General features: G+C 52.0%; 27 protein-coding genes. 11 read left to right on the top strand and 16 right to left on the bottom strand.

All coding sequences use genetic code 11. The features are described from left to right. On the bottom strand, positions 1–204 hold a 204-nt coding region (locus Q394_RS0115990), incomplete at its 3' end, for a helix-turn-helix domain-containing protein (RefSeq protein ID WP_038141829.1). A 153-nt stretch (positions 205–357) separates the two neighbouring features. Here Q394_RS0115990 and cysZ point away from each other — a divergent pair. Then, positions 358–1,074, top strand: coding sequence for a sulfate transporter CysZ (gene cysZ / locus Q394_RS0115985; protein WP_245606808.1), 717 nt, complete (start codon positions 358–360; stop codon positions 1,072–1,074). Here cysZ and tsaB read toward each other — a convergent pair. The 4 genes from tsaB to mrcB are packed head-to-tail and all read right to left on the bottom strand — an operon-like array spanning position 1,071 to position 6,729. Next, a complete protein-coding gene (tsaB, locus tag Q394_RS0115980; protein ID WP_028490139.1) occupies positions 1,071–1,769 on the bottom strand; it encodes a tRNA (adenosine(37)-N6)-threonylcarbamoyltransferase complex dimerization subunit type 1 TsaB in 699 nt (232 codons plus the stop codon). The genes cysZ and tsaB overlap by 4 nt on opposite strands. After that, positions 1,750–3,660, bottom strand: coding sequence for a DNA repair helicase YoaA (yoaA, locus tag Q394_RS0115975; protein WP_028490138.1), 1,911 nt, complete (start codon positions 3,658–3,660; stop codon positions 1,750–1,752). The genes tsaB and yoaA overlap by 20 nt, the downstream gene beginning before the upstream one ends. 40 nt (positions 3,661–3,700) lie before the next feature. After that, a complete protein-coding gene (locus Q394_RS21715; RefSeq protein ID WP_028490137.1) occupies positions 3,701–4,273 on the bottom strand; it encodes a tetratricopeptide repeat protein in 573 nt (190 codons plus the stop codon). Positions 4,274–4,281: 8 nt separating this feature from the next. Next, positions 4,282–6,729 carry a penicillin-binding protein 1B gene (mrcB, locus tag Q394_RS0115965; protein WP_028490136.1) on the bottom strand — a complete coding sequence of 816 codons (2,448 nt, stop codon included), beginning with the start codon at positions 6,727–6,729 and terminating at the stop codon, positions 4,282–4,284. A gap of 50 nt (positions 6,730–6,779) precedes the next feature. On the opposite strand from mrcB, the gene Q394_RS20820 reads away from it, so the two are divergent. The 5 genes from Q394_RS20820 to Q394_RS0115940 are packed head-to-tail and all read left to right on the top strand — an operon-like array spanning position 6,780 to position 10,243. Continuing rightward, complete coding sequence (locus Q394_RS20820) at positions 6,780–8,354, top strand: bifunctional aminoglycoside phosphotransferase/ATP-binding protein (protein ID WP_051543509.1); 1,575 nt, start codon at positions 6,780–6,782, stop codon at positions 8,352–8,354. Next, positions 8,344–9,231 carry a hypothetical protein gene (locus Q394_RS0115955; protein ID WP_028490135.1) on the top strand — a complete coding sequence of 296 codons (888 nt, stop codon included), beginning with the start codon at positions 8,344–8,346 and terminating at the stop codon, positions 9,229–9,231. Before Q394_RS20820 ends, Q394_RS0115955 begins: the two co-directional genes overlap by 11 nt. A gap of 4 nt (positions 9,232–9,235) precedes the next feature. After that, complete coding sequence (locus Q394_RS0115950; protein WP_028490134.1) at positions 9,236–9,673, top strand: type II toxin-antitoxin system RatA family toxin; 438 nt, start codon at positions 9,236–9,238, stop codon at positions 9,671–9,673. Next, positions 9,660–9,995 (top strand): RnfH family protein, encoded by a 336-nt coding sequence (locus Q394_RS0115945; protein WP_028490133.1) that lies wholly within the window; start codon positions 9,660–9,662, stop codon positions 9,993–9,995. The genes Q394_RS0115950 and Q394_RS0115945 overlap by 14 nt, the downstream gene beginning before the upstream one ends. Continuing rightward, complete coding sequence (locus Q394_RS0115940; protein WP_028490132.1) at positions 9,995–10,243, top strand: hypothetical protein; 249 nt, start codon at positions 9,995–9,997, stop codon at positions 10,241–10,243. Before Q394_RS0115945 ends, Q394_RS0115940 begins: the two co-directional genes overlap by 1 nt. Here Q394_RS0115940 and Q394_RS0115935 read toward each other — a convergent pair whose 3' ends face one another. After that, positions 10,244–10,573: an outer membrane protein assembly factor BamE gene (locus Q394_RS0115935; RefSeq protein ID WP_028490131.1), complete on the bottom strand. Its 330-nt coding sequence runs from the start codon at positions 10,571–10,573 to the stop codon at positions 10,244–10,246. Positions 10,574–10,640: 67 nt separating this feature from the next. Between Q394_RS0115935 and fur the strand changes: the two genes are divergently transcribed. The 5 genes from fur to Q394_RS0115910 all read left to right on the top strand — a co-directional run bounded on the left by fur (position 10,641) and on the right by Q394_RS0115910 (position 13,166). Beyond that, positions 10,641–11,060 carry a ferric iron uptake transcriptional regulator gene (gene fur / locus Q394_RS0115930; RefSeq protein WP_028490130.1) on the top strand — a complete coding sequence of 140 codons (420 nt, stop codon included), beginning with the start codon at positions 10,641–10,643 and terminating at the stop codon, positions 11,058–11,060. Between the two features lie 72 nt (positions 11,061–11,132). Continuing rightward, positions 11,133–11,348: a 30S ribosomal protein S21 gene (rpsU, locus tag Q394_RS0115925; protein WP_028490129.1), complete on the top strand. Its 216-nt coding sequence runs from the start codon at positions 11,133–11,135 to the stop codon at positions 11,346–11,348. After that, positions 11,348–11,797 (top strand): GatB/YqeY domain-containing protein, encoded by a 450-nt coding sequence (locus Q394_RS0115920; RefSeq protein WP_028490128.1) that lies wholly within the window; start codon positions 11,348–11,350, stop codon positions 11,795–11,797. The genes rpsU and Q394_RS0115920 overlap by 1 nt, the downstream gene beginning before the upstream one ends. Before the next feature lie 31 nt (positions 11,798–11,828). Next, positions 11,829–12,890, top strand: coding sequence for a uroporphyrinogen decarboxylase (gene hemE, locus Q394_RS0115915; RefSeq protein ID WP_028490127.1), 1,062 nt, complete (start codon positions 11,829–11,831; stop codon positions 12,888–12,890). Positions 12,891–12,917: 27 nt separating this feature from the next. Beyond that, the gene (locus Q394_RS0115910) at positions 12,918–13,166 is read left to right on the top strand and encodes a hypothetical protein (protein WP_028490126.1); all 249 of its coding nucleotides are present in this window, start codon (positions 12,918–12,920) and stop codon (positions 13,164–13,166) included. On the opposite strand, the gene Q394_RS0115905 is transcribed toward Q394_RS0115910, so the two are convergent. From Q394_RS0115905 to Q394_RS20805, 10 genes are all read right to left on the bottom strand, one after another. Continuing rightward, a complete protein-coding gene (locus Q394_RS0115905) occupies positions 13,163–14,347 on the bottom strand; it encodes an O-succinylhomoserine sulfhydrylase (protein WP_038141826.1) in 1,185 nt (394 codons plus the stop codon). The genes Q394_RS0115910 and Q394_RS0115905 overlap by 4 nt on opposite strands. A gap of 12 nt (positions 14,348–14,359) precedes the next feature. Next, a complete protein-coding gene (locus tag Q394_RS0115900) occupies positions 14,360–14,971 on the bottom strand; it encodes a L,D-transpeptidase (protein WP_084260508.1) in 612 nt (203 codons plus the stop codon). Between the two features lie 13 nt (positions 14,972–14,984). After that, positions 14,985–16,490, bottom strand: a complete 1,506-nt coding sequence (gene purF, locus Q394_RS0115895; RefSeq protein ID WP_028490123.1) for an amidophosphoribosyltransferase — start codon at positions 16,488–16,490, stop codon at positions 14,985–14,987. 119 nt (positions 16,491–16,609) lie between these two features. Next, complete coding sequence (locus Q394_RS20815; protein WP_051543508.1) at positions 16,610–17,125, bottom strand: CvpA family protein; 516 nt, start codon at positions 17,123–17,125, stop codon at positions 16,610–16,612. Positions 17,126–17,131: 6 nt separating this feature from the next. Further along, complete coding sequence (locus Q394_RS21710; protein ID WP_028490122.1) at positions 17,132–18,241, bottom strand: SPOR domain-containing protein; 1,110 nt, start codon at positions 18,239–18,241, stop codon at positions 17,132–17,134. Positions 18,242–18,320: 79 nt separating this feature from the next. Beyond that, a complete protein-coding gene (gene folC / locus Q394_RS0115880) occupies positions 18,321–19,532 on the bottom strand; it encodes a bifunctional tetrahydrofolate synthase/dihydrofolate synthase (protein WP_028490121.1) in 1,212 nt (403 codons plus the stop codon). After that, complete coding sequence (accD, locus tag Q394_RS0115875; protein ID WP_028490120.1) at positions 19,529–20,428, bottom strand: acetyl-CoA carboxylase, carboxyltransferase subunit beta; 900 nt, start codon at positions 20,426–20,428, stop codon at positions 19,529–19,531. The genes folC and accD overlap by 4 nt, the downstream gene beginning before the upstream one ends. Before the next feature lie 24 nt (positions 20,429–20,452). Then, on the bottom strand, positions 20,453–21,256 hold the full coding sequence (gene trpA, locus Q394_RS0115870; RefSeq protein WP_028490119.1) for a tryptophan synthase subunit alpha: 804 nt from the start codon (positions 21,254–21,256) through the stop codon (positions 20,453–20,455). Further along, entirely contained in the window at positions 21,253–22,437 is a 1,185-nt protein-coding gene (trpB, locus tag Q394_RS0115865) for a tryptophan synthase subunit beta (RefSeq protein ID WP_211248837.1), read from the bottom strand. Before trpB ends, trpA begins: the two co-directional genes overlap by 4 nt. 155 nt (positions 22,438–22,592) lie before the next feature. Next, the coding region (locus Q394_RS20805; RefSeq protein ID WP_038141527.1) for an RNA-guided endonuclease TnpB family protein at positions 22,593–22,901 on the bottom strand (309 nt) is incomplete at its 5' end.

Raw genomic sequence — 22,901 nt, 5'->3', positions numbered from 1 at the left:
AGCTTCAGGCAGTTTTTTGATGGCAGTCAGTTGGGAACTCGCTTTCGTGTACCCAACTTTTTCCTGAGCCTGATAGTAGGCATCCGTGCGGTAACGCAAGATGCTGTTGTAAACGTAGCGCACACAACCGAACGTCTGAGCCAGCAACGTTTCTTGTTGTTGGTCTGGGTAGAATCGGAATTTGTAGGCGCGTTTAGTTTTCATTATTCACAAAATATCGTATATTTCGTGAAGAGTCAACAACCGAAGATAGCAAACCAAACGGAGGAGCGAGAAGAGGGTCGGCTGTCGCCGACGCGCTATCCCTACCCATGCCTAAAGGCAGGGGTATCTCGCGCACGACTGATGATAACGGGATTGTTCAAAGGGTTTGGCTACGTCTTGCGCGGCCTGTCACTCATCACGCAAAAAGGCATCCGCCCGTTTGTAGTCGTACCACTGCTGATCAACATCGTGTTGTTTTCTGGCGGTATTTGGCTGGCAAAGTCCCAACTCGACTACTGGATGACGCGCCTGCTACCAAGCTGGTTGACGTGGCTGGAATGGCTACTGTGGCCGATATTTGCCGTGTTGATTTTCTTCGTGGTGTTCTACGTATTTTCAATAGTGGCCAATATCTTGGCAGCACCCTTCAACTCGGTGTTGGCGGAACGGGTCGAAGCCCGCCTCAACGGCCTGCCCGTGCCTGAGTTTGAGGGTTACAAAAGCCTGCCCGCGCTGATTGTGCGCACTTTTCGCAGTGAACTTGGCAAGCTGTGGTACATGGGCAAGTGGTTCGTGCTGGTACTGATCCTGACCGTGATTCCCGGCATCAACATTATCTCACCCGTGGCGTGGACACTGTTTGGCGCGTGGATGCTGGCGATTGAATACGCCGACTACCCGATGGGCAACCACAACCTATTTTTCAAGGATGAGCTGGTCGCACTGAAGAAAAATCGGGGTGAAGCACTGGGGTTCGGCTGGCTACTGTCGCTGATGACAGCGATTCCCGTCGTGAATTTCTTCGCCATGCCAGTCGGCGTGGCTGGCGGTACAGCGCTGTGGGTAGATAAGCTATCCCAAAACCGTTAAGGCTTGTTGGCCAGCCGTTCCTGCGTAGTCAAAGCAATCTTGTTACGCAGGTAAACCGGCTGTGCCTCTTCCGGCGCTACTGCCCTGCCCGCCTGCCATGCGGCAAGCGCCAGCGGCAGCATGAATTCGGCAGCTGGCAGTGAAGCGGTATCGGTTCCGCCTAGCTTCGCGCCAAACCGCGCTTGCAAGGCATCCGCATAAGCCGACCAGCCATGCCCGATAGCAAACCAACCGTCACCTTCTGGCAAAGGCGCATCCGCCGGAGCGCAGACCTGCTCTTCGCCCTGCAACTGCATCAGCCCGTCCTGCAAAGCGTATTGCCCCCAGTAGACTTCACCCATCCGCGCATCCAACGCCACCAGCACTTGCGTCGCGCCATGCTGCACACTGGCTTGTTGCGCCAACGCCGCCAAGGTCGAAAGCGGAATCACCGGCTTATCTGCCGCCATCGCCAAGCCTTGCGCCACACCCACGCCAATACGAATACCCGTAAACGCGCCAGGGCCACAGCCAATAGCCAGCGCATCCACGTCCTGTAAACGCAGGCCAGCCGCTGCCAACACTTTTTCTACCATCGGCAGAATCAGTTGAGTATGCGCACGCGGGGTCAGTTCAAATTCGCAAAACGTCACACCATCCGCGTAGACAGCGGCAGAACAGGCTTCGGTAGAGGTATCAAGGGCTAGCAGTTTCATTCAAATTTCCAGCAAAAAAACGTTCGACAATTTCCAGCTTCTGGGTACGCGGCATACGCGGCAAACTGTCGAGGAAAGTCTTGCCGTAACTACGGGTACGCAGGCGGATGTCGCAAATCATCAACACCCCACGATCCTGCTGGTCACGGATCAGCCGCCCCACACCCTGCTTCAAGGTAATCACCGCCTGTGGAATCTGGTATTCCCCGAAAGGATTGCCGCCACGCTTGCGGATACTCTCCAGCCGCGCTTCCATCACCGGGTCATTCGGCGCAGCAAAGGGCAGCTTGTCGATAATCACGCAACTCAGGGCTTCACCGCGCACATCCACGCCTTCCCAGAAACTCGCCGTGCCCAACAACACCGCATTGCCTAGCTCGCGAAAGCGTTCGATCATGTCACGCTGCGGTGATTCGCCTTGAATCAGCAATGGATACTCAAAACGATCTTGCAGCAATTCCGCCGCCTCATGCAGCGCCCGGTAGCTGGTGAACAACATAAACGTGCGCCCACCACATGCCTCGATCACTGGAATCGCCGCCTCTACCAGTGCAGACACGAAATCGCGGTCTTGCGGCTCCGGCAACCCCGCAGGCAAATACAGCAACGAGTTGTGCCAGTAATCAAACGGACTGTCGAGCTGCAAGGTCGTCGCCTTATCCAGCCCCATACGCTGGTTGAAATGCTCAAACGACTGCCCAACCGCCAGCGTCGCAGAAGTCATCACCCAGCTACACGGCAACTCATCCATACACTTTTTGAACGGCACGGAAACGTCCAGCGGCGTAGTGGTAATCGCAAAGCCACGGGTAAAGGTTTCAAACCACTGCACGCTATCCGCTGGCGGATTGTGCAAACGCCCCAGCCGTGCCTGCTGCTCCAGCAAGCGCTCATAACACGACTGCAAACCCTTGCTGCGCTCCGCCGCGTGTTCCAGCAAAGCCGCCAAATCTTTCATGCAATCATCCAGCGCTTTCATGTGCTCGGCAATTGCAGGCTTGTGGCTGATGCGTGCCCACGGCGCACGTTGCCCCGGCGTATCCATAGCCAGCCGCAAATCCAGCACCGCTTTTTCCAGTCGATCCAGAAATTCGCGGATTTGGGGCATATCGGACGCGTTTTCCAACGCTTCCACCACGGTGTCGCGCTTCCAGTCGTGCAACTGGCGGCTGCTAAAGCTATCACTGAAAAAGGTGGAAGCGATTTCCGGCAACTGATGCGCCTCATCCAGCACCACCACGTTGGCGAGTGGCAGCAATTCACCAAAGCCTTCTTCCTTGAGCGCCATGTCCGCAAAAAACAGGTGATGATTGACGACGACCAAATCGGCTTCCTGCGCGGCACGCCGGGCTTTGACCACGTAACATTCCTGATAATCACCGCAGTCTGCACCCAGACAATTTTCGGTGTTGGACGTGACCCGCCCCCAGATTTCAGCATCGTGCGGAACGGCTGACAGCTCGGCAATATCGCCCTTACTGGTCAGCTCCGACCAGTCGCGGATGCGGTGCAGCCAAGTAACGCTTTTGCGGTCAGGCAAGCGGCCTTCGTCCAGCGTGGTTTTCATGCGATGCAGGCACAGGTAATTGGCACGGCCTTTTAGCAGGGCTGTTTTGGCCGCACTTTTCAGCGCCTTGCGCACCAGTGGCAAATCTTTGTGGTAAAGCTGGTCTTGCAGGGTTTTACTGCCGGTGGAAATGATCACGCGCTCGTCACACAGCAAGGCAGGTGCAAGGTAAGCAAAGGTTTTGCCTACACCCGTACCGGCTTCAATTACCGCCGTGCCTTGGGTCTGCATGGCGGTTTGCACGGCTTTCAGCATGGCCTGCTGCTGTGGTCTGGATTGAAAGCCTTCAATCAGTTGGGCAAATGGACCCGTATCACCCAACAAATCAGGTAAATCCAGCGCGGGCTGAAGGACAATAGGTAAACTAATTGAGCTGCTCCCGATAGGATTGAGCTTTGCCTACCATACTAACCGCTTGGTCGTGTTTACCTTGTTGCTCGTTGATTTTGGCCAGCTTCATCCATAAATCTGGATTATCTCCCTCAATACGCAAGGCGCGTTCTAATGTATCCGCAGCTTTATCAAGACTGCCTTTGGCAACTTCGGTATCAGCCTGCCGCACCAATGCCTGTACTGCTGAAGAAGATTGGTAGACCTTAGGAACAGCAATAACAGGCGCAACCGGGGTCACTGTCGTAGCAGGTGCTGGCTCAGCGATAACACTTACTTGTGCCTCTGGCTTAGGTACTGGTGCAGGCATAGGTGGCGGCACTTTTACTGGCTTTGTCACTACCACCGTACTAACCGTAGGCGCAGGTGCTTTGGGTCGAGCAATCGCAGCAGGCTTGGCAGGTGCTACTTTTGCGGGTGCGGGTGCTGGAACAGCACGGCTACCGTAAACCCGATCCTGTAAAACGGCGGGATTTGGGGAACACGCTGACAGAAAACCTGTCAGCACGACACTGAGGACAAGGGTATTACGTGGGGTTAGCGTCATGTTTTGTCTCATTTCATTAAGTCATCGATCCAGCCCGCTGGATCAGCCGGTTTCTTTGCGGGTACGGCAACTGGTGCTACTACTGGTTTGGCCGTTGCGGGTGGTATAGCCGCAGCATCGCTGACAGGCTCAACAACTTCAGTAGCAGACTCGGGTGCTGCACAGTAACTCATTTGCTGAGGCTGAGTCCCTTTAATGAAAGGGGTACGTACTGCTTTACCACAGGCTGGATTGAACCGCAGTCCAGTAGACTGATCAACATCGATCCAGACCAACCGTGACGAATTAGCGACCTGAAGGGGCTTGGTAGGCAGTACTTTGAACAAATCTGCCCAAACTTTCAATGCACCTGTACCACCCGTCATATTGGTGGGTTTATTATCATCACGTCCAACCCAAACCGTTACAACATGCTGCCCAGAAAAACCAGCAAACCAGCTATCTTTCTTGTCATTGGTCGTTCCAGTTTTACCTGCTACTTTTTTCCAACTAGGTAGCGTTGCACCGAGTTCTTTTGCCGTTCCCACCACGGTCACTTGGTTCATCGCATAGATCAGTAAATCAGCCGCTTCAGGACTGGCAATCTGCTTTACCGTTAAAGGGTAACGCGTTAGCACTTGGCCATGTGGATTCATCACACTACGAATCGCTTTCAGCGGAGAATATGAACCACCGGCTGCAATCGTCTGATACATTTGCTGCACGTCGATGGGTGCCATTTCCAAAGCGCCTAACAGAATCGATGGATAAGCGGGTATGTCACCACCAATGCCTAAATCATGTAACGTTTGTACGACTTTATCCAAACCAACGCTCACACCAACACGTACTGCGGGTGTGTTACGAGACAGCGTGATGGCTTTTAACAGCGTCACAGCGCCCATATTGGAACGGTCGTAATTTTGTGGTTGCCAATACTTCTTAGAACCTAACTTTACAGTCACAGGCCCATCACTGATGCGAGTGGCAAGATTGTATTTTTTCGGATCGCCCAGTGCTGCCAAGTAAATCGCGGGTTTGACAAGGGAACCAATCTGCCGTTGTGCGGTTAAAGCACGATTATAACCTGCATAACGCACCTCACGGCTGCCGACTAAGGCCATGACTTCCCCACCTTGAACACTGCTGATAATGAGCGCACCATTCAGTTTTCCTTTGGGGATTCTCTCTGCACGTTCTAAACGCCCGACTCGATTTTGCAGGATGGTTTCAGCGGTTAGCTGCACAATAGGATCCATTGCGGTAAAAATCATCAAGCCTTGACTGCGTACATCCTCTTCCTTGTAGTCACGCTGCAATTGCTGACGTACTAGATCCAGATAAGCGGGAAACGGGCTATTACCAGACGGCTTCTTCTCACTAACACCTAACGGCTGCTTCACAGACTCTTCGTAGACAGCCTGAGTAATCGCTTTTTCCCTGAGCATAACTTGTAGTACTAAATTACGACGCTCCAAGGCGCGATCAGGGTGCATACGTGGATCATAATAACCTGCGCCTTTAGCCAACCCAATCAACAGGGCTATTTGGTCGGGTTTCAATTCCCAAACTGGACGATTGAAGTAAAACTGTGCAGCCAGCCCAAAGCCATGAATCGCACGGTCGCCATCCTGACCCAGGTGAATTTCATTCAGGTAGGCCTCCATGATGTCTTGTTTGGTGTAACGCATTTCCAACAGGAAGGCCATCGTGGCTTCTTTGAGTTTACGATGCCAGCTACGCTCATTGGTGAGATAGAAGTTTTTCACCAACTGCTGGGTGAGCGTGCTCCCACCTTGTACCGTATGGCCTGCCTTAAGGTTGGCAACTACTGCTCTGCCAATCGCCATTGGATTGACGCCCTGATGCTCGTAAAACTTTCTATCTTCAACGGCGACCAAACCACTCACCAGCAGTGGTGGCACATCTTTCTGGCGCACCAACACTCGATCTTCGTTTTTACGCGGGTAGAAATTGCCAATCAGTACAGGTTCTAGGCGCATGAGATCCAGCGGATTTTTGCCATCCGCATAGGCCAAGGAGGCAATTTTGCCATTAGCAACATTGACTTTGATGCTACGTGCTGGCTCTTTATCCTCAGCAAACTGGAAACCACGGGTATTAATAACGAATTTGTTGCCTTGACGCTGGTATTGTCCGGTTTCAACAGGCTTATCAATAGAGCGGTAATTGAGCAACTTCAGCTCTTCTTCAAGATGATCAGCGAATAATTGCTGGCCTTCGTACATATCCAGTGGCCGGGCGAATACCCGGGCGGGTAATTCCCAACGCCTGCCTTCAAACTGGTCGCGGACTTTTTCATCCAGATCCAAGGTATAAACTATACCCAGCAGCAAACCCAGCACTAAGGCTACTAGCAACAGAATACGGAATACCCGTCCAAACAGTGAAAAGGTAGCCCATAGCCCCTTAAAGAAACGCCACACTGACGATTCCTGTTTTACTTCCTGACTCAAACTATTTTCCTGCTATGCTTATATTTTCGGGTCATATATAGAGACATGGCATGTCCTCACACACATCTGACACTCTGTGGGAGGCGATGCGTAACCCCGCATTCTACCCACATACAACATACAATATACAAGTAATTCACACTCATATATCGACAGTCTTCCTGACCGGCAAGTTCGCTTACAAGATAAAAAAGCCGGTCAATTTCGGATTTCTGGACTTCAGCCAACTCGCTGACAGACAGCATTTTTGTCAGGAAGAACTCCGGCTCAATCGCCGATTCGCTCCCAAACTGTATTTGGATGTCGTCCCCATTTTACTGGTTGATGGCCTTTATCAGCTAGGGTCAACCACCGCCAAAACCAGCCAGAACATCGTCGAATATGCAGTCAAAATGCGGCAATTCGACCCTTCCCAACAACTAGATTGCTTGCTTTCGGCGAATTTACTACCTCTGGAATGGATGGATGAACTTGCCACCCGCCTTGCCCAGTTTCACCAGCAAGCAGATATAGCACCCACTAACCGCGAATGGGGTTTACCAGAGAATATTTTCTCACCCATGCAACAAAATTTCATCTCCTTGCGTCAGCACCTGCACGAGGAAGATTTACTAGAACAACTCGCGCCACTGGAACACTGGACGCAGCAAACCTATTCCCAACAATACGATCAGCTCTTATACCGCCAGAAAAAGGGGGGTATCCGCGCCTGCCACGGTGACCTGCACTTGGGGAATATAGCCCTGATTGACGCTGAAATCACTTTTTTCGACGGAATCGAGTTTAATGAGGCGTTACGCTGGATTGACACTGCTAGTGATATCGCCTTTCTGCTCATGGATCTGGATGACCGGGGCAAGCCTGCTTGGGCACACAGACTTTTGAATGCATGGCTAGCAGAGAGCGGGGATTATGCAGCCCTGCCACTACTCAATTTTTATCAAGCATACCGAGCCATGGTTCGCGCTAAAGTTCATGCCTTACGCCTCAGCCAACTGGAGGATGCCGCAGAACGCAGCGCCAGCCTGCAACAATGCGCCCGCTACTTGACGCTAGCCGAATCGTATACCCACACCCGACAGCCCAAGCTACTGATTACCCACGGCTTAAGCGGCTCGGGCAAATCTTGGGCTTGTCGCCAAGTAGTGGAACAACTCGGTTGCATCCAGTTACGTTCGGATGTGGAGCGCAAGCGCCACTACAGCGGCTCAGAACAACACCTCTACAGCGCCGATATGAATGCCCGCACCTACGACCGGCTCGCGGAACTGACAACACTAGCGCTACACAGTGGCTATTCGGTGGTGGTAGATGCCACCTTCCTACAACAAGAGCAGCGCCAACGTTTTCAGCAGCTCGCTAACGATATGCAGGTAGCCTTCCTCATCCTGCATTTCGAAGCGACACCCGCACAACTGGAAAGCAATATTTTACAGCGCCAACAAGCTGGAAATGATGCATCGGATGCAGATATTGCGGTACTGCATCAACAATTAACCCATTACAAACCATTGCAGGATAACGAACCTTATGTAACAGTTCGTTTCAATGAAGGTTTACCGTTAGCGAGAATTCGAATCTTGCTGGACTGCTCAGAAAAATACGGAGTTGAACATGCATCATAATTTTTTGTCACGCTGCTTAATAGCGGCTGTTTCTGTGGGCGCTGTTGGTATTGCCAATGCTGATACTAAACTAACCTACACCGATACTGGCTTTAGTCCACAGGATCGTCAGACCGTTATCCAGATTCACGGTGACAAAGTTCGCATGGGTGAAGTCGGCAGCGACATTTACTCCCTGTACGACAACAGCAAAAAAATGCTGTACACCATCAACACCAAGACCAAACAATACATCGAAACCACGCCTGACAAAATCCGCGAACGCATGACCAAAGTGGTCGAAATGCAAAACCAGTTCAAGGAAGAGATGAAAAAGCAGATGGTCTCTATGCCGGAAGATCAACGCAAGGCACTTGAAGAGCGCATCCAGCAAAGCGAAGCGGCGATGAAAACGCCACCACCTGCCATCAAAATGGAAAAAACGGAGCGCAAAGAAACCATTCAGGGCATGGAATGCCATATCTCAACGGTAAAAATGGATGATAAGGCCGTGCGTGACGTCTGTATTTCCAACAGCGGTAGTATGGAAGCAGCCGACCATACGATGTTGGTCAGCATGTTTGAATACATGGATACTATCGCCGCAGAATCTGCTAAAGCACAGGGTTCCACGCCACCGTCAGAAGGCTCAGCCAGCTTACATAAGGAAGGTTTGGCGCTGCGCATCCAAGCACTACCTGAAGGCCCACGTAGCGAGTTAAGCAGCCTAGGTAAAGATGCACTTCCTGATGCGGATTTCAGTTTACCTGAAGGGTTCAGTGTATTTGAACCAACGGCTGCACCTGCATCAACAGCACCGACGAACAATCCACCAGCAGCACCAGCACCTGTTGCGCCAGCACCAACTGCTGCACCTGTTGCTGCACCTGCGAAGTAAATAGATGGCGCATATTAGCCGCAGTGCTTTAGTTCCCTACAGTGCCGCACAAATGTATCAACTGGTTGATGGTATCAGCCTCTATCCCCTGTTCCTGCCTTGGTGCAGGACGGCGGTGGAGCACCAACGCGATGCTGATCAGGTGAAAGCGACTGTCGAAATCGCCAAAGGAGCAGTGAACAAGCAGTTCACTACTCTCAATCGCCTGCAAAACAACAAAACCATTGAAATGCGCCTGATTGACGGGCCATTCAAACATTTGCACGGTTTCTGGCGCTTTGACGAACTGAAAGCTGATGCCTGCAAAGTCTCGTTAGATTTGGATTTTGAATTTTCCAGCAAAATTTTGAGTCTGGTGATTGGCCCAGTTTTCAACCAAATTGCCAACACCTTGGTTGACTCATTCGTTCAAAGGGCGAAAAGCGTTTATGGCGACCACTGACAACATCCGTATCGAAGTCGTTTACCCCTTGCCGCACGAGCAATTGATCATGACAGCACAAGTGCCTGATGGCGCTAGTATCCGCGAAGGTATTCAAGCCTCAGGCATTCTGGAACACTACCCCGAACTCACGCTGGATACCTTAGAGGCAGGCATCTTCGGCAAGCTAGCAAAGCTGGATGCCCCATTACGCGAACGCGACCGTATCGAAATCTACCGCCCCTTAATTGCCGATCCCAAAGCCGTGCGCAAGCAGCGTGCTGCCGAGGGTAAAAATATGAAAAAGGGTGGCGGTGATGCTGACAGCGCGGAGGATTCCTAATGCACGGCATGGTTCCGCCTGACCCTTCCGGGAGTGGCATTTCGCAAACGGTGTATGCGACCGTTTACATGCCTAAGTTCAAACCCAGCCGCAATCGCTTCCCCGCCAGTTGTATCACCGCATATGCTAGCGAACAAGAGGCAATAGAAGCTGCCGAGGGCGACTCCAAACGTTTTCCTGCCGTCATACAAGGCCCTTCCAAATCATCAGAAGGGCAGTACATCTATTATTTGTGGAAATGGCTTTAATTATTTAGGCGTTACCACCACAGGCGCTGCATCATTACGAATATTCTGCACTACGCCATTCTGGAAAAACACCGTGACGCTGCTACGCTGCACACTGCCATCGGGTGCTTTCAGGTAAAAGACATAATCCCAACGATTTTTGTGGAAATCATCCATTAATAATGGTGTTCCCAGTGTTTGCTGCACCTGAGCTGCACTCATACCTGGCTTGACCATCGCTAGCTCTTCACGGCTAATGTAATTGCCTTGCTGGATTTCCATTTTATAAGAGCTACAGCCCCCCAGCAGCAAAACCGCACCAAGGGTAAGTGAAATGATAGGCTTTATCATGTTAGTCTTGTATCGTCCAAAGTAAACATGGGCATCATAATAGACTATTCAGGATGGAGAGTGCAGAGTGGAAGAGAAGGATATTAAACGCGCCGGATTAAAGATTACCCAACCACGGGTTAAAATCCTCGACTTGTTAAGCAATTCCTATGAACATCACCTCAGCGCTGAAGACATTTACAAGTCACTCATCGGTAATGGTGAAGAAATTGGCCTCGCCACGGTTTATCGTGTACTGACCCAATTTGAAGCAGCTGGTTTGGTGAATCGCCACCATTTTGAAGGCGGACAAGCCGTGTTTGAGCTGGCTACCGAAGAACATCACGACCACATGGTTTGCGTCAAAACCGGCAAGGTTGTTGAGTTTTATGACGAAATTATCGAACAACGCCAGCGTGAACTCGCCCGCCAGCACAACTTCCATATTAAGGATCATTCTTTGATCCTTTACGGCGAGTTTGTCGGAGAAAGCGACAAAACCTCCTGAATGTTTTGCATTTAGCTGGCAGGTGAGTATAATCTCGCGCTTTACTCAATTGTGGATTTGAGACAGATTTGTATGCCTAGTGTAAAAGTACGTGATACCGAGCCTTTCGAAGTTGCCCTGCGCCGTTTCAAGCGCACCTGTGAAAAAGCTGGCGTTGTAGCTGACGTCCGCGCACGCGAATTCTATGAAAAGCCTACCTCTGTGCGCAAGCGTATGCGCGCTGCTGCCGTCAAACGCAACCTCAAGCGCATTTCCCGCGACTTGAACCGTCGCGTGCGTCTGTACTAATGAGCCTCCTCAAGGCACGCCTCACCGAAGACATGAAAACAGCCATGCGTGCGCATGAAAAAGCGCAGCTGGGTGTGATCCGTCTGATACTGGCTGCCATCAAACAACAGGAAGTGGATACCCGCGTCGAGATGGACGATGCTGCCGTGCTGGCAGTGTTGGACAAAATGACCAAACAACGCAGGGAATCCATCCGCCAGTACAGTGATGCAGGCCGTACTGACCTTGTTGATCAGGAAGTGTTTGAGGTAGGTATCATTCAGAGCTACCTTCCCCAACAACTCACTGAGGCCGAACTGGATACCCTTCTCCAGCAAGCCATTACCGAAACTGGCGCGGCATCCGTGCGCGATATGGGCAAAGTCATGACATGGCTAAAACCCAAAGTGCAAGGCCGTACCGACATGGGACAAGTGAGCGGACTGATCAAGACCCGACTCGGCGGCTAAACCCGCCCTTCACTCTTTCAGGGGTGTCAACATGACAGAACTCAAAAACGATCGTTTTTTACGCGCACTCCTGAAACAGCCGGTCGATACCACGCCCGTGTGGATTATGCGTCAAGCAGGCCGCTACCTGCCCGAATACCGTGCTACCCGCGCCCGCGCTGGCAGCTTCATGGATTTGTGCAAGAATGCCGACCTTGCCTGCGAAGTCACCCTGCAACCGCTGGAGCGTTACGCGCTGGATGCGGCTATTCTGTTTTCCGACATCCTCACCGTCCCCGACGCAATGGGTTTAGGCTTGTACTTTTCGGAAGGCGAAGGCCCACGCTTCACTAACCCCGTGCAAAGCATGGCGGATATTGAAAAGATCGGCATCCCCGACCCCGAAGGTGAATTGCAGTACGTGATGAATGCGGTTCGCACCATCCGCCGCGAACTTGACGGGCGCGTTCCGCTGATCGGTTTCACCGGCAGCCCTTGGACACTGGCCACTTACATGGTGGAAGGCAGTTCCAGCAAGGACTTCGCCAAGGTTAAGGGCATGTTGTATGACAACCCCAAAGCCCTGCACCTGCTGCTCGACAAGCTCGCTGACAGCATTATCCTCTACCTGAATGCCCAGATTGCAGCAGGCGCACAAGCCGCGATGATCTTTGATACTTGGGGCGGCTCACTAACACCTGCGACTTACCGTGAATTCTCGCTGCGTTACATGCAGAAAATCGTGGACGGTGTAACCCGTGAACATGACGGTCGGAAAGTACCCGTTATCCTGTTCACCAAGGGCGGGGCGCAATGGCTGGAACCAATGGCGGATACCGGCTGCGATGCACTGGGACTGGACTGGACGATCAATATCAGCGAAGCACGCCAGCGCGTCGGTGACAGAGTAGCGCTTCAGGGCAATATGGATCCTTGCGTGCTGTATGCATCACCGGATGTCATCCGTCAGCACGTTGCGACTATTCTGGCGAGTTACGGCCAAGGTTCCGGGCATGTATTTAATCTGGGGCATGGCATTCACCAGCATATTAACCCAGAAAATGTGGGCGTATTGGTAGACGCGGTGCATGAATTAGGGCAACAATACCACTGACTGTTAATTTCTGTAGTCGGTACTATTATGAGTTGCGTACTCCCCCCCGTCTGCGTGTTCTGCCAGCACTTTCTCGAAAACAATCCAGACCGGGAATGCTTGGCATTTGAGGAAATCCCTAATGCCATTATGGATGGCAAGTGTGACCACATCGACCCCTACCCTGGCGATGGCGGCTACCGCTTCCAGTTGATTCCCGCCGAACGTGAAACCTTTCTGGAATTGAATGAGGTCAGGCGAGAATTCGAGCTTCCTGAATTCCGCTTACCTGATTAGAGATTATCCAAACCACGCGCCAGATCGCGCTGGATGTCGCGGATACTTTCCAACCCGACGGATACCCGCACCAAACCATCAGCAATCCCTGACTGCGCCTTCTGCTCCGGCGTCAGCCTGCCGTGCGTAGTCGTTGCCGGGTGAGTAATCGTGGTCTTAGTATCGCCAAGGTTGGCGGTAATCGACAGCATTTGGGTGGAATCTATTACCTTCCATGCCGCCTCTTTCCCACCTTTCAGCACGAAGGATACAAGCCCCCCAAAGCCGCTTTGCTGTTGTTGCGCCAGCGCGTGCTGCGGGTGGGAAGCCAGCCCCGGATAATAGACCTGTTCCACCGCCGGGTGCGCTGCCAGCCACTGCGCGAGCTGCATGGCATTGTCACAATGCGCCTTCATACGCAAATCCAGCGTTTCCAAGCCTTTCAGGAATATCCACGCATTGAACGGGCTCATGGTCACGCCACCAGTGCGCAATACGCCGTACACATCTTTGCCGACCCGTTCCGCATCACCGACGACAGCACCGCCCAAGGCACGCCCTTGCCCATCCAGATACTTGGTGGCGGAATGCACCACAATATCCGCCCCCAATGCCAGCGGGCGCTGTAACGCAGGGGTGCAGAAACAATTGTCGATCACCAACAAGCTGTTGTTACGGTGTGCTAAATCCGCCAGAGCGCGAATATCAACAATTTCGGTGAGTGGATTAGCAGGTGTTTCCGCAAACAATAAACGGGTATTCGGCTGCAAAGCCGCTTCCCACGCTTCCATATCGGTCAGGTCGACGAAGCTGATCGCCACCCCGAATTTACCAATATAGTTTTGCAGCAGCAGCGTGGTCGTGCCAAATACAGCGCGGGAACACACCACGTGATCCCCCGCTTTCAACAACCCTAGCATCACCGCCAGAATGGCGGACATGCCAGACGAGGTTGCCACACAGCTTTCGCCACCTTCCAGCGCGGCTAGCCGCTCCTGAAAATAACGCACAGTCGGGTTAGTAAAGCGGGCGTAAATATTGCCCGGCTCTTGCCCACCAAATCGCGCTGCCGCTTCCGCCGCACTGCCGAATACAAAGCTGGAGGTCGGAAAAATCGCCTCCGAATGCTCGCCTTCATTGGTGCGTTCATGCCCGGCACGGATAGCCAGCGTGGCAAAATCCCAGTCGCTTTCGTTCAAGATTTATGTCCTGCGTTAATTGGGGGTAATCACAACCAGCGTATCCTCAGATACCAGATCAAACAGGTCGATCACATCCTGATTCTTCATGCGAATACAACCGTGGGATGCACCCTGCCCCAAACGCCCTTCTTCATCCGTACCGTGGATATAGATGTAGCGTTCATAAGAATCGACATTACCACCCTTGTTGACATTCGGTTCCATGCCCGCCAGCCATAAGATACGCGTGGTGACATTATCCCCGGTACTGCGCTCATCCGCGCCAGTAAGAATCTCGGCAATCCGCCCGGTATTCTGACGTGCCTTGAAAATAGTACCCAGCTCCGCACCAGCACCAATTTTCTGTGCGATACGATGCACGCCGGTAGGGGTTTGCTCGCTGCCCTTGAGGCTCCCCAGCCCCTTCTGCGCAACAGAAATAACCCATGTATGGCTGACTTGGCCGTTTTCGATCAACTCCATTTTCTGCTTGATGCCATCAACCAGCAACACGCGCTCGGTCGAATAGCTGGGGAAACGGCGTTGTAGATCTTGCACAATAAAATCAACAGACGCCTTCCCCTGTTCAACCGCAGCAGCCTGAGGCAATGAATTAAGGGGCGGCATAGGGAAGTCTTCAGCCATCACCGCCCCGCTATTAATCACTGTTGCAAATATCAATGGCAGCCATATTTTTTTCGCGTTTTGTTTGTTGTTCGTCATTACGTAAAGCCTCTAATTCAGCAAAATAGTCGCCATCTTCCCCAGTAGCATAATTCCCGGTGAAAACAGAACAATCAAAATCCTTCAAGCGCGGGTTGCCCTTACTCACCGCCGCAATCAGATCTTCGAGGGGCAAATACACCAAACGGTCAACGCCGATGGCTTTTGCCACTTCTTCTTCGGTACGCCCGTGCGCAATAAGTTCCTTGGCAGCGGGCATGTCTATCCCGTAAATGTTGGGAAACTTGATAGGCGGTGAAGCGGACGCAAAATACACCTTATTCGCCCCGGCATCACGTGCCATTTGCACAATTTCGCCAGACGTCGTGCCACGCACAATGGAATCATCCACCAGCATCACGTTTTTGCCCTTGAACTCCAACGCCAGTGAATTCAGTTTCTGACGCACTGATTTTTTGCGCTTGGCCTGCCCCGGCATGATAAAAGTACGCCCGATATAGCGGTTTTTGATAAAGCCTTCCCGATAAGGCACGCCCAAGGTATACGCCATTTCCAGCGCTGAAGTACGGCTGGTATCAGGAATCGGGATCACTACGTCAATGTCATTATCTGGCCATTCACGCATCACGTACTCAGCCATTTTGCGCCCCATCCGCATCCGCGCCTTGTGGACGAAGACATTATCAATGATGGAATCAGGGCGGGCAAAATAAACGTATTCAAAAATACAGGTGCTGTAACGCGGATTTTTCGCGCATTGGCGGGTAAATACTTGGCCATCTGGGCGGATGAAAATCGCTTCACCCGGCTCGATGTCACGCACCAAGCGATAACCCTGCACATCCAGCGCCACACTTTCGGAGGCCAGCATGAATTCCTTGCCCGCTGGAGTTTCACGCACGCCATAAACCAAAGGGCGGATACCATGCGGGTCACGGAAACCTACCAAACCATCACGGGTCAACATCGCTACCACCGCATACGCACCTTTACAACGCCGATGCACCCCCTCCACCGCTGAGAAGATGTCTTCAGGGCGCACGTGTAAAGCATCCTGACGCAGCAATTCCTGCGCAAAAATATTCAACAAGATTTCAGAATCAGACTCGGTGTTGATTTGACGGCGATCCTGTTGATACAGCTCTTTCTTTAACACATGCGCATTGGTCAGATTGCCATTGTGCGCCAAAGAAATCCCGTAAGGGCTGTTCACATAGAAAGGTTGGGCTTCAGCAGAAGAAGAAGAACCCGCAGTAGGGTAACGCACATGCCCAATGCCCATATTGCCTTTCAGCATAGCCATGTGGCGTTCCGTGAATGCATCTTTAACCAAACCGTTATCACGGCGCAGGTAAAGTTTCCGGCCATCGCTGGTCACGATACCCGCAGCATCCTGGCCACGATGTTGTAAAACCGTCAGACCATCATAAAGCCCCTGATTAACAGGTTCATGGCCAATAATCCCGATAACTCCGCACATAACAAGCCTTCCGGTGAAACGAAAACGTCATATTCTAACCCCGTCAAAACAAAACAGCCATGCACGATACGTACATGGCTGCCTTGATAACCGACGATTAAGCCAACAATCCCCTGAGATCAGGGTTTATTGGAAAAAATATCGGGCAGATCCTCTGGGAGTTTGTTAGGAATCATTTCCTTGAGAACGCCAGCAGCATCTTCGAACCACGGCATTAACCGTGAATCTTTCCACCAGGCATCCTTAGAAAAATTTCCTACTGCACTAAACAGCAATACCAATAAGGTGACAATCAAGCCTCCCCGTAAAATACCGAAAGCCCCACCCAACAAATAATCCACCCCACCAAGCCCCACAGACGATACCGCAGCACTCAATAAATGATTAATGATGGAACCGACTATCAGTACTCCAAGGAAAATGACCACAAAAGCAATCACCACCTGCCCAATTTTGCCTTGTACAGCAAAGGGTACATGTGCAGCCAGTTGATTATAGTACAAGAAGGCAAATGCCAAAGCCGCCAACCAAGTCACCAAGGAAAGCGCTTCTCTGACAAAACCGCGCACCAAACCAATAATAGCTGACAGAACAATCAGGACAATAATGCTGAGATCCAGAATATCTGCTGTCATGGATGATTACTTACCACTGGTAACGAAACTACCTTGAATCGACTGATTTTGTGTGTAACGTGACTTCATTTTCACCTGAGCGGCATCAGCTGCTGCACGGTTTGCAAAACCACCTACATTCACCCGATAGATAGTTTTCCCGCCAGCAGTCACGGGTGATACACTAACCTGATAACCATCAGCTTTAAGAGGTGCAGCAACCGAGTCAGCACTGGCTTTGTCTGAACTTGCCAAAACCTGAATCACGAAATTACCAGCACTCGCAGTACCTGATGCTGCTCCCGCTAAGGCTACAGACTTGGCAGCAGCAGCTTTTTCGGCAGCAGCTTTAGCAGCAGCAGCGGCTTTATCTTCAGCAGCTTTTGCCATAGCAGCGGCTTTATCTTCAGCAGCTTTTTTAGCAGCACGTGCACTATCTTCTGAAGTTGCTTTAGGAACAGGTTTCTCATTCACTAAGACAACTTTCGCACTGCTCTTTTTCTCAACAGGCGCGGTATCTTTACTAGATGCCTGCTGTGAAGTAGAAGATGTGCTGGTTTTCGTCTCAGCAACCGGTGCTTTTGCAGCAGCTTGCTGCTCAGCCTTAACTGAATCCCCTGCATCTTGAGTAACAGGTGCTTGAGCTTCAGGTGCCTTAGCACTGCCTGCTTTAGCATCCCCTGTACCCATACTGCCAGTGCCATCTTTCAATTTGCCATCAGTATCCACTAAGTCACGAACTTCACCGCCCGTATCGGCTGGACGCACATCAAAACCAGTCGTGTTAGCAACTGTTTCAGGCAGCTTCACATCAACACCAGGAATTAAGCTAGCGCCATCCTTACCTGTTGCAGCCTGACCCGCATCAGCAGGAACTTGCTGCTGTTGAGCAACATCAATACCTGCTGCTTGTTGAGCTACTGCATTCGGGTCATCACCCACAATGCTGGGCTTCTGCCCCTCCTCTCCAACCCCTGGGAAACCTAAAATAGGCTTGGTTTCACCAGCCTGGTTCATCGCCATGTCTTGTTGACCGTCACGGTTTTTGCCTTTCAGCAACCATGCCAACAGTAACGCAGCAACCAGTACTAGCACTACCGCGCCAATCATACGTTTGGTTGTGGCCTTATTATCCATGTGATTCACTGCTCCTTTATATTCGACACTCAAAAACTATTGATTCGCGCATTTACCAACTGATAGAGACTCAACCCCACTAGGGAACGAGAATTTCCAGCATACCGGATACTACCAGAAAAGAACCGAAGGCAACTACTCTGTCCTGTTTTTCTGCCATTAAGTGAATAGAATTCCACGCGGACTGAAAATCAGAATAGACATGAATTGTTGCTTGCGCATCACTGGCTTGCACTTTATCTACAAGCAATTCGCGACTAGCCGCCCGACTCCCTGACAAGGGAACCAAATGCCACTCATTCACTTGAGTTGCCATTATTTCCAGCACCCCAGCAATATCCTTATCTGCAAGTATAGAAAAAATTGCAAATGTTTTGCCTTCAACTGGATTTTTTTTCAGCCATAATGCTAATTCTTTTGCGGCATGGGGATTATGAGCAACATCGAGCAGCACTTCTGGCTCCTCATGCACCCGCTGCATCCGCCCCGTGAGACTCACAGTGCGCAAGCCTTCAGCCATCACAGCAGGGCTAACGGGTAATATTTCATGCAATTGTTGCAAAGCGGTGACGACACAAGCCGCATTCTGTTGTTGCACATCCCCCAGCAAAGCAGGTGTTGGCACACCTTCCGCATTGAAATCCTGACCGTACTGCAATAAACGTGCACCAATACGAGCTGCCTCAGAGGCAATCGTGGCAGGTGGCTGCGGATCACCACTGATCACCGGTTTACCTGCCCGCATAATGCCTGCCTTTTCGCGCCCAATCGCTTTGCGGGTACTGCCTAGCCAATCCTCGTGATCGATGCCTATGCTGGTAATAATAGCCACATCCGCATCCCACAGATTGCAAGCATCCAAGCGCCCACCAAGGCCAACTTCCAATACCGTGACATCCACTTTAGCGTGCACAAAACACCAGGCTGCCGCCAAAGTACCAAACTCAAAATAGGTCAGATCAATGCCATCACGCGCCTTATCAATCGCCGTAAATGCCTCGCAAATCATGGCATCACTAGCAGGCTCAGCATTAATAGCAATCCGTTCGTTGTATCGCATCAAATGTGGTGAGGTATACGTTCCCACTCGATAACCTTGCAAGGTCAAAATCCGCGTCAACATCGCACAAGTCGAACCTTTGCCATTGGTGCCACCGACCATAATGACTGGCACCGGCAACTGCAACAAATCCATCCGTTCTGCTACAGTACGGATGCGTTCTAACCCCAACTTAATGCTTAACAGAAATTGATATTCCTGCCAACGTAACCAATCATCCAACGTTTTCAAGCAGCATCCAACACAGTAGCATGATGAATAGGGCTAGGCTTATGTTGCATGATCGACACCAGATCCGCGATGGTTTCGCGCATATCCGTGCGGTGCACAATCATGTCAATCGCGCCTTTTTCTTGCAGAAATTCACTGCGCTGGAAACCTTCTGGCAGTTTCTCTCGCACCGTCTGCTCAATGACACGCGGGCCAGCAAAACCGATCAGCGCCTTGGGTTCACCGATATGAATATCGCCCAGCATCGCAAAACTTGCCGAAACCCCGCCCATCGTCGGGTCAGTCAGCACCGAAATAAACGGCAAGCCCTTATCGCTCAAACGGGTCAACACCGCGCTGGTCTTGGACATTTGCATCAACGAGAACAAAGCTTCCTGCATCCGCGCTCCGCCACTCGCGGCAAAGCAAATGAACGGAATCTTGTTAAGCATGGCCGCTTCCGCACCGCGCACAAAACGCTCACCAACCACCGAGCCCATCGAGCCACCCATGAAACGGAAGTCGAAGGCCGCTACCACCAAAGGCACGCCCAATACCGTACCTTTCATCACGATCAGGGCATCTTTTTCACCCGTCTCTTTTTGCGCGGCAGCCAGGCGGTCTTTGTATTTTTTGGTATCGCGGAATTTCAGCATATCGGTCGGGGCAACATTCGCACCGATTTCCTCACGGCCATCAGCATCCAGAAACACGTCCAAACGTCGCCGCCCGGACAAGCGCATGTGGTGGTTGCACTTGGGGCAAACATCCAGATTGCGCTCCAGTTCCGCACGGTACAGCACAGCCTGACAGGAGGGGCATTGATGCCACAAGCCTTCCGGGATGGATTTCTTTTCGGTATTGCTCGCATCGGTACGGATGCGGGATGGCAGACGCAGTTTTTCAAACCAGCTCATTTTGTGTGTTTACCCCTAGCGTATTCAGGCATCCATTGCAGTGCGCATGGAAGTCAGCAAGTCACTGATGTTGTTCATGATAGCAGCATGATCATCCAGTGTCGCTTCGATCAATTTGATAACGGCACTACCCACCACCACCGCATCAGCCGTTTTGGCGACAGCCGCAGCCGTCGCAGCATCCTTGATGCCGAAACCAACGCCCAATGGCAGGTCGGTATGCGTGCGGATTTTGGCGATATGGCTGGCCACTTGCCCAACATCCAGCGTGCTCGCACCCGTCACACCTTTCAGTGAAACGTAGTAAATGAAACCACCGCCTGCTTGCGCCACTGTAGCAATACGGCGTTCTGGCGTAGTGGGTGACAACAGGAAAATCGGGTCAATACCGTGTTCACGGAACAACGGCAGCACACCCATGCCCTCTTCCGGTGGCAAATCCACGGTCAGCGCACCATCGACACCAGCAGCTTCCGCCGCTTTGGCGAATTCGGCGTAACCCATGATTTCGATCGGGTTCAAGTACCCCATCAGTACCACGGGCGTGGTCTGGTTAGTCTTACGGAATTCAGCCACCATGCCGAGAATATCGTGCAGGCTAACGTTATGTTTCAACGCACGTTCATGCGCTTGCTGGATAGTGGGGCCATCCGCCATCGGGTCGGAAAATGGCACGCCGAGTTCGATGATATTGGCTCCGGCCTCGACCATGCGGTGCATGAGTGGCACGGTGAGCGACGGGTGCGGATCGCCAGCGGTAACGTAGGGGATCAATGCGGTTTTGCCCTGTGCTTTCAGGGCAGCGAAACAAGCGGCGATGCGACTCATAGCGTAATCCCCTCCAGACGTGCAATGGTGTTGATGTCTTTGTCCCCGCGCCCGGACAGATTAATGATGATACTTTGGTCTTTACTCATCGTTGGCGCAAGTTTCATCACATAAGCCAGCGCGTGGCTGCTTTCTAACGCGGGAATAATGCCTTCGATACGGGTCAGTGCGTGGAAACCTTGCATGGCTTCGGTATCCGTCACGGAAACGTAATTGGCACGACCGATGTCTTTCAACCAAGCGTGTTCGGGGCCTACGCCGGGGTAATCCAAACCCGCAGAAATGGAATGGGTTTCAATGATTTGCCCGTTGGTATCTTCCATTAAATAAGTACGATTGCCGTGCAAAACACCGGGCTTGCCTGCACACAGTGGCGCTGCGTGTTTGCCAGTGTCGATGCCATCACCACCAGCTTCTACGCCATAAATCGCCACCGATTCATCCGCAAGGAAGGGGTGGAACAAACCAATGGCGTTAGAACCACCGCCGACGCAAGCCACTAGCGCATCCGGCAAACGACCTTCCTGTTCCAGAATCTGTTCGCGGGCTTCACGACCGATCACGGATTGGAAGTCGCGTACCATTGCAGGGTATGGGTGAGGGCCTGCCACCGTGCCGATGATATAGAACGTGTCATCGACATTCGTTACCCAGTCACGCATGGCTTCGTTGAGCGCGTCTTTGAGGGTTTTCGAGCCGGAGGTGACGGGAACCACGGTTGCGCCCAGCAATTTCATGCGGAATACATTGGGGGCTTGGCGTTGCACGTCTTCTGCGCCCATGTACACGATGCATTCCAAACCGAGGCGGGCGGCGATGGTGGCGGAAGCAACCCCGTGCTGGCCTGCGCCGGTTTCAGCGATGATGCGCGTCTTGCCCATGAATTTGGCGAGCAGCGCTTGACCGATGGTGTTGTTGATCTTGTGTGCGCCGGTGTGATTCAAATCTTCGCGCTTGAGGTAGATTTTTGCGCCGCCGAGTTCGCGTGTCCAGCGTTCCGCCATATACAGCGGGCTGGGGCGACCGACATAATATTTGAGGTCACGGTCGAATTCGGCCTGGAAAGCAGGGTCATTTTTGAGCTTTTCGTAGGCTTGTTCGAGTTCGTAGATCGGCTCCATCAGCGTTTCCGCGACGAAACGCCCGCCGTATGCGCCAAAATGCCCGGCTTTATCCGGCATGGCGTTCCAGTTGTATTCGCTGAATTTCACGTTACCGCGCTCCTACATCGAAGATCGTAAAAACCGGGTAAGTTATCATAAGCGACAAAACCTAGCTATGTTGCGGTTAGGCTATTTTGACTACTCCCCACGGCTAAAGCCGGGGGATTCCTAATTCACCGAGAACAGGACGACGACACCGAAATGCCATCGCCACTAACATTCTCTCCAAAGGCTAACACCGCCAGCCCGGCGGCTAAAATGTTACGTGCTGCATTCACGTCACGGTCGTGGGTTGTGCCGCATTCGGGGCACTCCCACGATCGCACGTCCAGCGGCATGTTTTCTTTCACGAACCCACAGCAGGAACAGCGTTTAGTGGACGGGAAGAATCTCCCTATCTCAACGTATGTCCTCCCGTACCAGCCAGCTTTGTACGCAAGCTGGCGAGTGAACTCACCCCAACTTGCATCCGCAATGTGCTT

The sequence above is a fragment of the Thiothrix lacustris DSM 21227 genome (genome assembly GCF_000621325.1).
GTDB lineage: Bacteria > Pseudomonadota > Gammaproteobacteria > Thiotrichales > Thiotrichaceae > Thiothrix > Thiothrix lacustris.
The sequence above is the reverse complement of the archived record's forward strand: the minus strand, read 5'-3'. Positions and strand labels throughout refer to the sequence as shown.

What these genes read in the sequence shown, in the direction of transcription:
- tsaB (WP_028490139.1), bottom strand. Translation starts at nt 1,769, where the DNA reads ATGAAACTGCTAGCCCTTGATACCTCTACCGAAGCCTGTTCTGCCGCT.
- Q394_RS21715 (WP_028490137.1), bottom strand. Translation starts at nt 4,273, where the DNA reads ATGACGCTAACCCCACGTAATACCCTTGTCCTCAGTGTCGTGCTGACA.
- Q394_RS20820 (WP_051543509.1), top strand. Translation starts at nt 6,780, where the DNA reads ATGTCCTCACACACATCTGACACTCTGTGGGAGGCGATGCGTAACCCC.
- Q394_RS0115955 (WP_028490135.1), top strand. Translation starts at nt 8,344, where the DNA reads ATGCATCATAATTTTTTGTCACGCTGCTTAATAGCGGCTGTTTCTGTG.
- Q394_RS0115950 (WP_028490134.1), top strand. Translation starts at nt 9,236, where the DNA reads ATGGCGCATATTAGCCGCAGTGCTTTAGTTCCCTACAGTGCCGCACAA.
- Q394_RS0115945 (WP_028490133.1), top strand. Translation starts at nt 9,660, where the DNA reads ATGGCGACCACTGACAACATCCGTATCGAAGTCGTTTACCCCTTGCCG.
- Q394_RS0115940 (WP_028490132.1), top strand. Translation starts at nt 9,995, where the DNA reads ATGCACGGCATGGTTCCGCCTGACCCTTCCGGGAGTGGCATTTCGCAA.
- Q394_RS0115935 (WP_028490131.1), bottom strand. Translation starts at nt 10,573, where the DNA reads ATGATAAAGCCTATCATTTCACTTACCCTTGGTGCGGTTTTGCTGCTG.
- rpsU (WP_028490129.1), top strand. Translation starts at nt 11,133, where the DNA reads ATGCCTAGTGTAAAAGTACGTGATACCGAGCCTTTCGAAGTTGCCCTG.
- Q394_RS0115920 (WP_028490128.1), top strand. Translation starts at nt 11,348, where the DNA reads ATGAGCCTCCTCAAGGCACGCCTCACCGAAGACATGAAAACAGCCATG.
- hemE (WP_028490127.1), top strand. Translation starts at nt 11,829, where the DNA reads ATGACAGAACTCAAAAACGATCGTTTTTTACGCGCACTCCTGAAACAG.
- Q394_RS0115910 (WP_028490126.1), top strand. Translation starts at nt 12,918, where the DNA reads ATGAGTTGCGTACTCCCCCCCGTCTGCGTGTTCTGCCAGCACTTTCTC.
- Q394_RS0115900 (WP_084260508.1), bottom strand. Translation starts at nt 14,971, where the DNA reads ATGGCTGAAGACTTCCCTATGCCGCCCCTTAATTCATTGCCTCAGGCT.
- purF (WP_028490123.1), bottom strand. Translation starts at nt 16,490, where the DNA reads ATGTGCGGAGTTATCGGGATTATTGGCCATGAACCTGTTAATCAGGGG.
- Q394_RS20815 (WP_051543508.1), bottom strand. Translation starts at nt 17,125, where the DNA reads ATGACAGCAGATATTCTGGATCTCAGCATTATTGTCCTGATTGTTCTG.
- Q394_RS21710 (WP_028490122.1), bottom strand. Translation starts at nt 18,241, where the DNA reads ATGGATAATAAGGCCACAACCAAACGTATGATTGGCGCGGTAGTGCTA.
- accD (WP_028490120.1), bottom strand. Translation starts at nt 20,428, where the DNA reads ATGAGCTGGTTTGAAAAACTGCGTCTGCCATCCCGCATCCGTACCGAT.
- trpA (WP_028490119.1), bottom strand. Translation starts at nt 21,256, where the DNA reads ATGAGTCGCATCGCCGCTTGTTTCGCTGCCCTGAAAGCACAGGGCAAA.
- trpB (WP_211248837.1), bottom strand. Translation starts at nt 22,437, where the DNA reads ATGCCGGATAAAGCCGGGCATTTTGGCGCATACGGCGGGCGTTTCGTC.